This is a genomic window from uncultured Campylobacter sp. (assembly GCF_938045775.1).
In the GTDB taxonomy this organism is placed as follows: Bacteria; Campylobacterota; Campylobacteria; order Campylobacterales; family Campylobacteraceae; genus Campylobacter_B.
Genome location: NZ_CALIBH010000077.1, coordinates 1 through 3,933 on the forward strand (window position 1 = coordinate 1; position 3,933 = coordinate 3,933).

The 3,933-nt window shown below is 48.3% G+C and carries 5 protein-coding genes; 1 reads left to right on the forward strand and 4 read right to left on the reverse strand.

Features of this window, described 5'->3' with window-relative positions; genetic code table 11:
- The 3 genes from Q0238_RS02835 to Q0238_RS02845 form a co-directional block, all read right to left on the reverse strand.
- A partial coding sequence (locus Q0238_RS02835; protein WP_297942744.1) for a molybdopterin-dependent oxidoreductase occupies nt 1–1,356 on the reverse strand: 1,356 nt, incomplete at its 3' end.
- Entirely contained in the window at nt 1,353–1,961 is a 609-nt protein-coding gene (locus tag Q0238_RS02840) for a cytochrome C (RefSeq protein WP_297942746.1), read from the reverse strand. The genes Q0238_RS02840 and Q0238_RS02835, both read right to left, overlap by 4 nt.
- Before the next feature lie 20 nt (nt 1,962–1,981).
- Nucleotides 1,982–2,581, reverse strand: a complete 600-nt coding sequence (locus Q0238_RS02845; RefSeq protein ID WP_297942748.1) for a disulfide bond formation protein B — start codon at nt 2,579–2,581, stop codon at nt 1,982–1,984.
- A gap of 378 nt (nt 2,582–2,959) precedes the next feature.
- On the opposite strand from Q0238_RS02845, the gene Q0238_RS02850 reads away from it, so the two are divergent.
- Nucleotides 2,960–3,394: an Imm12 family immunity protein gene (locus Q0238_RS02850; RefSeq protein WP_297942750.1), complete on the forward strand. Its 435-nt coding sequence runs from the start codon at nt 2,960–2,962 to the stop codon at nt 3,392–3,394.
- A gap of 270 nt (nt 3,395–3,664) precedes the next feature.
- Here the strand turns inward: Q0238_RS02850 and Q0238_RS02855 are convergent.
- Nucleotides 3,665–3,933, reverse strand: a 269-nt coding sequence (locus tag Q0238_RS02855; RefSeq protein WP_297942752.1) for a ChuX/HutX family heme-like substrate-binding protein, incomplete at its 5' end; no start/stop codon positions are given.

Here is a 3,933-nt window from a genome sequence, read left to right on the forward strand (position 1 = left end):
GATACGAGCTAGAGGGAAGGCAACCTTCGCCGTATTTACCAGCCACGCTTGGGCTGCTTCGCCGCCTTGCTTCTGATCCTGCGCAAGCCCTAAAAATTTGCCGTCCTTAACGACGCCGACGCTAGCCGCGTTCATTCCGCCGATCACGCGGCCCGCGCAGGTAGGCGCGCCACCGTTAGCATAGTGGTAGCTAAAGCCGAAGCCTCCTCCTGCAAGTCCGATCTGTCCTAGCATCGCGCATAGAGTTACGATCATCCAGTGCGCCTGCTCGCCGTGATGAGCGCGCTGGATACCCCAACCCGCCATTATCATCGTGCGGTTTTCGTAAAATTTTATCGCAAGCTCTTTGATCACATCCGCGCTAATGCCGCAAATTTCACTAGCCCACTCGGGCGTCTTAGCCACGCCGTCGCTCTGCCCCGTGAGGTACGGCACGAATTTTTCAAAGCCCACGGTGTAGTTTTGTAAAAATTCCTTATCGTACTTGCCCTGCGAGTAGAGGTGCTGCGCCATGCCTAGCATCATCGCTACGTCGGTGTTAGGGCGAGGTGTGATCCATCGCGCCTTACCCTCGAAATACTTGCCGCTTACGGTTTTGATCGGATCGATGATGATGATCTCTTTGTCGCTGTTTTTTAGCTGCTCAAAATACTTAAATCCCTGCTCGTCCGAGCTCGTCCACGCCACGCGAAGCGTAGAGATCGGATTTAGACCCCAAAAGACCACTACTTTGGAATTTTCAAGTACCACGGGCCACGAGGTTTGCTGTTCATAGACCTGATTTGAGCCCGTTACGTACGGCATGATGACCTGAGCCGCGCCCGTAGAGTAATCGCCCGTGACGCCCGTAAAGCCGCCGGTTAAGTTCATAAATCTATGAAGCAGCGTCCTTGAGACATGCACGTTGCCCGTGCTCTGCCAGCCGTAGCTGCCCGCAAACACTGAGCTTGCGCCCTTTTGCTCGCGCGTCTTTTTAAGCTCGCGCGCGACGAGTTTGATCGCGTCTTCATATTTTACCTCGACCCATTCGTCAAGTCCGCGAAGCTCCGGCTTGGGATTATCGGGATCGGCGAGATATGATTTTCGCACCATCGGCGCCTTGATGCGCGTGTTATAAACGAGATCCGCCATCGTATTTTGAAGCGTATTTGGAATTTTAGAGGTGATCTTCCACGGCGCGGATTTTACGATCTTGCCGTTTTTGACGCTCGCTTTTAAAATTCCCCATCGCGCCGCGGTTAAAATTTCGCCGTTTTTCTTAAGCGCGGTGAGTTTGTCCGCCGCGAGCATCGAGCTTGGAATGAGCGGAAGCGCCGAAACCGCCGCGCCGAGCTTTAAAAAATTTCGTCTTTTCATTTCATATCCTTTAAATTTACGTCCTTGGAGTGCTTTTGCAGATACTGCACCACTGTCCAGCTCTCATCCTTGCTAATAGGCGTGCGCGAAAGCATCGATTTGATGTAGCCCGGCCATCTGTTTGCTTCGTAGCTAGCAGGCTGATGCAGAGCGTGACAGACGCTACACGAGGCCTCAAATTTCTCCTTCGCGCCCGCGAAAATTTTATCCACGTCGCCGCTTAGCGCGCCCTCATCGGTGTAGGCGATTATTTTAACTTTATTAAAGCCGTCCTCTTCGCCCAAGCTCTCGCTTTGAAATTTAGCCTGCTTCGAAAACGCCACCGCGATTATGCGCGCTTTAGGCGTGAAATAAATAACGTTGGGCGCCTTTGGATTTTGATAGCCGGTAAGCGAAAATTTCACCGCTCCGTCCTTGACCTCCAAGACCTCTATGGCATTCGTAGGCAGCAGCCTGCCGTCCTTGTGCGACAAATCGCCGCTTACGCTTACCTGCTTTAGCACCGTGCCGTAAAGCGTCTCGCCCGCCTTAACCTCGGCGTTTGCACAGCTTGCGATCACAGCCGCAAGAGCCGCCGCAGCCGCAATAGAATTTAAAAACTTCATGCTTATCCTTTCTTAAAATTTTAAAAACTTCTCGTAAATCTGCCGTATAAAAAGCTCGCAAACATCACGGCCAAAATCGCCGCGAATGCCGCAAACGCTACCTGCGCGCACTGCGCCGCATCTGCAAATTTAATGCTCGGCACCAGATAAAATCCCTCGCCGTAAAATCCGCTAAAAAAGCTCTGCACGTCGCTAAGCGCGGTGCCTGCGGGAAAGGACGGGGTACCCGTGCAGCTTGCGGGACGAAATAGCTCCGGCAGCAGGCTATCAAGCGGCGCCGCAAAAGGGAAAGCGGGTGCTGAGAGGCAATTTGCCGTATCTGCGGCGGGGTGCGGCGCGGAGCTTTGTAAATAGCCGTATATCGCGCCCGCAAAGCCGAGCAGGTAAGCAATGAGCCTTGCTATGAAGCCAAACGGCAGCAGCAAGCCGATGAGCGCGCCTACGCCCGCTACGGCAAAGCCCAGACGCACGAGGGCGCCCATCTGCGTAGGCGACATAAAAAGGCAGCGCTGAAAGAAAAAATATGATGCCGCAAGATATCCTGCGCTTATCACAAAGAGCCAAAACCACGGCGTGGCAGTATTTTGCCACGCATAAATCTTCAAAATCAATCTATTCAAGATCTCCTCCGTCTTATAAAATTCTTAAGAATACTTTTTAATCTTAAGATTTAAATTTATGAGGGAATTATAGCAATAAAAGATAAAAATTCGAGTCTGCATTGCCCTAAATATCGGAGTTTTATAAGCTTTAAGCTTAACGTATAAAATTTCAATTTTAAAATTTGACGCTCCTTACGTAGCGGCGGAAAGTTTTTGAGATATGAAATTAAAATGGTAGATTTTATAAAATTTAATCTTCATTCGGGTCTATTTTGATAAAAATATAACCGATTTAAAACCCCGGGTAACCCCGACGCTCAATAAATATTATGAAGATGATATAATGAGCCAAAATTTTGAACAATATCACTTTATAATTTAAGGACGAGGTGCCGTGTGAAATTTAACATAAATGCCGTTATCGGCGGGGCGGATGATGTGCCGATCTATATGCCGGATATTATAAGAGCGGTAAAGCAAGAGGTTAAAAGTGTTTTTAGCGATTTTGAAATGCACTCGCTGCAAAAGATCGATATTTGCCTTTGTTTGAGCGGGGAAGTGTCGAGATATTTTCCGAAATCGGGAATTTACCAGCCGAAATATTATCTTAAAAGCAAAAAAATTATCGCGTATATTCATTTTAGCTCAGATGAGTGGGGCTCCGATAAAAGGGCAAATACAGATAAATTTTTAGAAAAGTTCAAGCAGTATCTTATGGAGCTTGGAGATATTACCGGGCGGAAAATTACGAATAATAATTTAGAATTTGACGATAAGCAGTACAAAGATAATATAGACCTAGTTTTTGAAAATTTAGTAGTAGATTGTTGAAAGTAAATTTGAAAAGAATAGCTATCTGAAGCGGCAAAATCCCGCTTCAGATAAGGCAGACGCTAGCCCGGGCTAGTGAAATTCCAAACGCCATTAAGACACGAAATAGCGACGAGGTGAGTTTGGAATTTCATCATCAACGATAATTTAAAATTTTGCCCGAAAGCTTATTGGCTAGCTTAAAGCGCCTTGGTTGGCGCCCCGTAGAGCTTTAAAGCTCAAGCAGGCTATGCGCAGGCAGCGGGGGCAAGGACGATTTTAAGCGAGGCGCTAAATCGCGGCTTTTAGCGCCTCAAATTTCGCGTCTTGCTCGGCTAGAAGCTGTCCTTTCTCATCATGCGAGACGTAAATTTTAAAGATATTCTCGCCCGCTTTGTCGTAAAAGCCCACGAATTTCGAGAGCATCCCCATGAAAGTCTGCGTTACGAGGATGATTTTATCGATCTCATCCGTCTTTAGATGGCCTGCTAAAATGCCCAGCCCGTGCGCCTCATCGCCGTTTGCGCCCATGCCGAAATTATAATATCCGCGCGCGCTCT

Excerpts from the sequence above, each read along its gene's own strand:
- Q0238_RS02840 (WP_297942746.1), bottom strand. The coding sequence starts at position 1,961 with ATGAAGTTTTTAAATTCTATTGCGGCTGCGGCGGCTCTTGCGGCTGTG.